Here is a 6442-nt window from a genome sequence, read left to right on the forward strand (position 1 = left end):
CTGCGTCCTCCGCGGCTCTGCGTGAGAATGCAGTTGCCGTTCGTCAGTCGATGCGCTCGAGCAGGGCCACGGGGAAGGCGGCGAAGAGCACGGACACGTCCAGCCCCTTGTCGCCCACGCGCAGTTCCTCGCCCGTGAGCACGTTGCGGTAGCGGCCCGCCAGCTCGTCCGGCAGGGGGACGCGCGTGCCGTGCCAGTCGCGCGCCTCGGGGAGCGCGAAGTCGCGGTCGCGCGTCATCGTCCCCGGCAGGCGCGGCACGACGGTGATGGCCGCCGCGCCCTCCGCCGTCCGCGCGAAGGCGACGACGTGCTCCGCGCGTTCGCCCTCCGGCGTCAGCGGCACGTACGCCCCCGCGCCGAACACGTCCGGCAGGGCCGCGCGCAGGCGCAGGGCGCGCTGGTGCAGGTGCAGCTTGATCCGCCCGTCCTGCCATCCCTCCACCAGCTCCCGCGCCAGCGCCGCCCCGTCCACCTCTTCCGCGCGCGACGCAAGGGAATCGAGCAGGGCGCGGCGCTGGTCGTAGTCCACGGGCCGCCGGTTGTCCGGATCGACGAGGGAAAAGTCCCACGTCTCCTGTCCCTGGTAGACGTCCGGCACGCCGGGCGCCGTGAGCTTGAGCAGCGTCTGGGCGAGCGCGTTCACCATCCCCACCCGCGACACCATCCGCTGGAAGGGAAGGAAGTCGTCAAGGAACGCGTCGTTGTCCGGCTCCAGGATGGCGGCCACGAAGGCGGCCAGTCCCTCGTCGTACGCGGCGTCGGGGTTGATCCAGCTGGTGTGCGTCTTGGCCTCGCGCGTGGCCTTTTCCATGTACGCCTGCAGCCGCGAGACGAGGTCCTGCCGCGCCTGGTCGTCCACCTCGTCAAAGGGCCACGCGCCCACGAGCGTCTGGTACAGCAGGTACTCGTCGTTGGGGTCGGGGATGGCGTGCCCGTCCTCCGACTTCTGCTTGTGGCGCGCGTTGAAGCCGGCCCACGCTTCCACCCGCTGCGCCCACAACTCCGGGATCTCCGACAGCACGTTGATGCGCGCGCGCACGTCCTCGCTGCGCTTGGTGTCGTGCGTGCTGCTGGACGACAGGGCGTGCGGCCAGCGCTGCGCGCGGTCCAGCATGGCCAGGTGGAACTCCTCCGGCGTCCGCCCAAAGCGGTCCGGCTCGCCGCCCACCTCGTTGAGCGACACCAGGCGGTTGAAGACGTAGAACGCCGTGTCTTCCACGCCCTTGGCCATCACGGGCCCCGTGAGCTGCTGGAACTTCATCACGAAGCCGGCGTGCTGGCGGCGCGCCTCCTCGTCCAGCGCCTCGGGCCAGTGCAGCAGCAGCGTGTTGCGCACGAAGTCAAAGATGGACGCGCTGGTGCCTGGGTTGCGCCGCTTGGCGCGCCTGACGGCCAGGTCCACGTACTGGCGGTCGCGGTCGTGCACCTGCCCCGCGAAGGCGTCCACGTAGGTGCGGTAGACGGGAAAGCACGCCACCACCTCGCGCAGGGCGTCGCGCAGGGCGCCCCAGGTAAAGTCGCGCGAGCAGCGGTTGCGCTCGCTGATGCGGTCCAGCATGGTCGTAAGCACCGTCAGCTCGCTGATGAGCGACGAGCGCAGGATGAGCCGCTTCTTCTCGTAGACCAGGTCCGTGAACTCCATCCGCGCGCCCGTGAAGGCGCGGTAGATGGCGTCCATCCTTTCCTCGTTGCGCGGATCCACGAACAGGCCGTTGACCTCGTTGAGGAACTCGTAGCCCACCGTTCCCGCCACGGGCCAGTCCTCGGGCAGCGGCTCGGTGCCCGTGAGGATCTTCTCGACGAGGATGTAGAACGGCTCCGCGGGGGGAATGCCCACCGTCTCGCGCTGCAGGTCGCGCAGGTACTCGCGGGGGTGGAACAGGCCGTCGGGGTGGTCGATGCGCAGCCCCGTGACCTTGCCCTCGCGGACCAGCCGAAGGATCAGCCGGTGCGTCTCCTGGAAGACGCTGGCCTGCTCCACGCGCACGCCGGCCAGGTCGTTGACGTCGAAGAAGCGCCGGTAGTTGATCTCCTCCGCCGCCACGCGCCAGAACGCCAGCCGGTACGACTGCTCGCCCAGCAGCGCGTCCAGCCGGTCGAACGAGCGCGGGTCGCCCGCGGTGCCGTTGTAGATGACGAGGGCCGCGTCCAGCGCGTCGCGCACCGGGGCGGACTGCTGGTACAGCGCGGACAGGCGGCGCTGGGTGACGACCTTCTCGCGCCGGTGCTCGGCGACGTTGGCGGGGTCGTCGTGTCGCCGCGCGGGAAGCCGCTGCAGGGCCGTGGCCACGCTTTCCAGCTCCATGCGGTCCGGGTGCTCCGTCTCCAGCACGCCGTCCAGCTGCTCCAGGGCCAGCCGCAGCACCACGCCCGTGCTGGCGGGCGCCACGGGGAACCAGTTCTCGAAGTAGTTCAGCCGGAACGCGCCGTCCTCGAAGGCCAGCCGCAGCTCGCCCCGCTCCAGCACCTGGCCGTACTGGTCGCCCAGCACGGGGAGCAGCACCTTGCCCGCCAGCTCCGGTTTGCGGGGCTGCCAGTCCACGTCGAAGAACGACGCGTACGGGCTGCTCCAGCCGTTCTCCAGCACGTCCATCCACCACGCGTTGGCGCCGCCGGCGATGCCCATGTGGTTGGGCACGATGTCCAGCAGGTGGCCCAGTCCGTGCTCTCGCAGCGCGGCCGACATGCGCGCGTGGTCGTGCTCCGTGCCGATCTCGGGGTTGAGCGACGCGTGGTTCACGATGTCGTACCCGTGCAGGCTGCCGGGGCGCGCCTGCAGGTACGGTGACGCGTACAGGTCGCTGACGCCCAGATCGGCCAGGTACGGCACGATCTCCGTGGCCTGCCTGAACGTGAAGCCCGCGTTGAACTGGATGCGGTACGTGGCGGTGGGTACGCGCGTGCCGGGGGCCGCGCTGCTCTGCTCCGTCGGGTTCATGCTGGGGCTCGGTCCGGTCCGGGGGGAATGCCTTTGGGCGGGGGGGCGGAGCAAGAACCGGGCACAGGCTGGAACTGCCTGGAACAGCAGGGAATAGGGAACAGGGAATAGGGAATAGCCTGCAACTGCGGGAACGTCGGGGTACGGGGGACAGGTACAGGGGACGGCCTGCGACGGCACGGTGGCCGCCTTCGAGCCGGAGCGGCTGAAGCCGCCGCACCCCCGCGGAAAGCCTCACAAACTGCGTGAGGCTTCAACTGCTCGATAAGGGCCGCCGGTGCACACGAGGCGACCCCGCTGGGGCAGTCCGCGCAGGCGGACTTCGCGAAGTTCCAGCGGCGAATTCATTCGCTCCTGGCGCGCGGGCTCCGCAGGTCGCGCCGACTCCGCGAATCGCGCCGACTCCGCAGATCGCGCCGACTCCGCAGATCGCGCCGACTCCGCGGATCGCTTCGACTTGGCGAATCGCTCTAACCCGGCGGCTCGCTCCGACTCCACGGATCGCGCCGACCCCGCGGCTCGCGCCGACTCCGCGGATGGCGCCGACTCCGCGAATCGCTCTAACCCGGCGATTGCTTCGACCCTGCGGATCGCTTCGACCCGGCGGCTCGCTCCGACTACGCGAATCGCTCCGACCCTGCGAATCGTGCCGAGTTTGTCGTGTGGCCACTCCGCGGATCGGTCGACCTTCCGGTCCTTCGCTCCAGGCGGCCGGCTATCGCTCCGATCCTTCCCTCCGGGCCGATGAGGGAGCAGCCGCCGTCCGGTGTCTTGTCCAACGGGCGACGCGACGAAAGGTTGTAGGCCCCGCGCGCCGCGTACGGTGGCGTACACACCCTCGCACCCGCCATCCGCATCGGCGGTCGGGCGCGATCCTGACGCGAGATCCATCCACCGAAGCCGCCGCATCCATCGCCGATCCCGGGCGATGATGCGCGCCACGGCGGATGCTCAGCCGATAGACCGAAAGCAGCCGGATGCACTTCGACGATCCCAACCCCTTCGAGCCCCGCGCCGATCCCCCTCCGCCCGGGCCCGCCGACCCGCACGCGCTCGCGTCCGGCGAGCACGGCGACGCGCGGACCTTCGCCGCGCCGGACATGCACCGCGATGGGCAGCCCGCGGACGAGGCCGGCAGCGCGCCCGTGCTGACGCTGGACGGGTCCGGCGTGCCCTCCGCCGCGCCCGAAGCCGACGCGGCCGATGAGGATGGGATGGACGAGGACGCGGCGGCGGGGCTGGCGGACGGCGGCGCGTGCCCAGCCCGTTTGGCCCGGCGGCGCCGGCGGAGCGGCGGCGGCCGGAGCTGTACGTGCCCGGGCTGCTGGACGATGCCCGCACGGCGTGGCCCGGCCGGCCGTATCCCCTGGGCGCCACGTGGGACGGGCACGGGGTGAACTTCGCCATCTACTCCGAGCTCGCCGTGGACGTGGTGCTGTGCGTCTACCGCCAGCCCGGGGACCCGGAGCCCGCGCGCACCTACCGCCTGCGCGAGCGCACGGCGTTCGTGTGGCACGGCTACGTGCCGGACCTGCGCCCCGGCACCTACTACGGCTACCGCATCAACGGCCCGTACGACCCCAGCCGCGGCAAGCGCTGCACCCCGTTCAAGCTGCTCGTGGACCCCTACGCCCGCGCCCTGGCCGGCCGGGTGCTGTACGAGCATCATCCGTTCGCCTACCCGTTCGACCAGCCCGGCGAGGACTGGGTGCTGGACGACGAGGATGACGCGCGGGGCGTCCCCAAGGGCGTGGTCCTGGCCGACGACTTTGACTGGGGGGGCGACGCGCCGCCGGGCGTGCCCTGGCACGAGACGGTGATCTACGAGGCGCACGTCAAGGGGCTGACGATGCTGCATCCCGACGTGCCGGAGGAGATCCGCGGCACCTACGCCGCCCTGGCGCACCCCGCCATCATCCAGCACCTGACGTCGCTGGGCATCACGGCGCTGGAGCTGCTGCCCGTGCACGAGATCGTGGACGACCTGTTCCTGGTGAACAAGGGGCTGCGCAACTACTGGGGCTACAACACGCTCAACTTCTTTGCCCCCGCCGGCCGCTACGCCAGCGTGCGCGACTACGGGCGGCAGGTGCGCGAGTTCAAGGAGATGGTGCGCGCGCTGCACGCGGCGGGCATCGAGGTCATCCTGGACGTGGTCTACAACCACACGGCCGAGGGGCACCACCTGGGGCCCACGCTGTCGTTCAAGGGCATCGACAACGCCACGTACTACCGCCTGGTTCCCGGAAACCCGCGCCTGTACATGGACTACACGGGCACGGGCAACTCCTTCAACCTGCGCCATCCGCAAACGCTGCAGCTGGTGATGGACAGCCTGCGCTACTGGGTGCAGGAGATGCACGTCGATGGGTTCCGCTTTGACCTGGCGTCCACGCTGGCCCGCGAGCTCCACGAGGTGGACCGGCTGTCGTCGTTCTTCGACGTCATCCACCAGGACCCCGTCCTGAGCCGCGTAAAGCTCATCGCCGAGCCGTGGGACGTGGGCGAGGGCGGATACCAGGTGGGCAACTTTCCCGTGCTGTGGGCCGAGTGGAACGGCAAGTACCGCGACACCGTGCGCGCGTACTGGCGCGGCGACCCCGGCACCCTGGGCGAGCTGGGCTACCGCCTGACGGGCAGCAGCGACCTGTACGAGAACGACGGGCGCCGGCCCCACGCCAGCATCAACTTCGTCACGGCGCACGACGGGTTCACGCTCAACGACCTCGTGAGCTACAACTACAAGCACAACGAGGCCAACGGCGAAAGCAACCGCGACGGCGACAACCACAACCTGTCGTACAACTTTGGCGTGGAGGGCCCCACGGACCGGCCCGACATCATCCGCGTCCGCGAGCGGCAAAAGCGCAACTTCCTGTCGACGCTGCTGCTTTCGCAGGGCGTGCCCATGCTGTGCGCCGGCGACGAGATGGGGCGCACGCAGGGCGGCAACAACAACGCGTACGCGCAGGACAACGAGACCAGCTGGATCCACTGGGACCTCTCCGAGCGCGACCAGGAGCTGCTGGAGTTCACGCGGCGCGTGGCCCGGCTGCGGCGTGAGCATCCCACCTTTCGCCGGCGGCGCTTCTTTCGCGGGCGCGAGATCCGGGGCAGCGAGGTGCGCGACATCGTGTGGCTGAGCCCCGACGGCCGGGAGATGACGGACCAGGCGTGGACGGCCGGCTACGTGCGCTGCTTCGGCATGGCGCTGGGGGGCGAGGCCATGGAGGAGTGGAGCGACCGCGGCGAGCAGATCACGGACGAGAACTTCCTGCTGCTCTTCAACGCCGACGGCGCGCCTATGGACTTTACCCTGCCGGACTTCGGGCGGTCGCGGGGGTGGTGCGTGCTGCTGGACACGGCGCGCCCGGAGCTGCCGGAGCGCCACTTTTGCCTGCCGGACGGGGAAACGCTCACGCTGGAGGGGCGGTCGATGGTGGTGCTGGTGGAGGACGGGATCCTGGAGTGATTCCGCCGCGGCACGATGGTTGTTGAGCCGGG

3 protein-coding genes are annotated in these 6442 nt (G+C 70.3%); 2 read left to right on the plus strand and 1 reads right to left on the minus strand.

Annotated features, from left to right (window positions below):
- Positions 1-43: 43 nt before the first annotated feature.
- Positions 44-2938, minus strand: a complete 2895-nt coding sequence (treY, locus tag VFZ20_RS25075; RefSeq protein WP_329686699.1) for a malto-oligosyltrehalose synthase — start codon at positions 2936-2938, stop codon at positions 44-46.
- A 977-nt stretch (positions 2939-3915) separates the two neighbouring features.
- Between treY and VFZ20_RS25080 the strand changes: the two genes are divergently transcribed.
- Together VFZ20_RS25080 and glgX are read left to right on the plus strand one after the other, a co-directional pair.
- Complete coding sequence (locus VFZ20_RS25080; protein ID WP_329686700.1) at positions 3916-4335, plus strand: hypothetical protein; 420 nt, start codon at positions 3916-3918, stop codon at positions 4333-4335.
- Positions 4251-6410, plus strand: coding sequence for a glycogen debranching protein GlgX (gene glgX / locus VFZ20_RS25085; protein WP_349264128.1), 2160 nt, complete (start codon positions 4251-4253; stop codon positions 6408-6410). The genes VFZ20_RS25080 and glgX overlap by 85 nt, the downstream gene beginning before the upstream one ends.
- Positions 6411-6442 lie beyond the last annotated feature (32 nt).

The sequence above is a fragment of the Longimicrobium sp. genome (assembly GCF_036280135.1).
GTDB lineage: Bacteria > Gemmatimonadota > Gemmatimonadetes > Longimicrobiales > Longimicrobiaceae > Longimicrobium.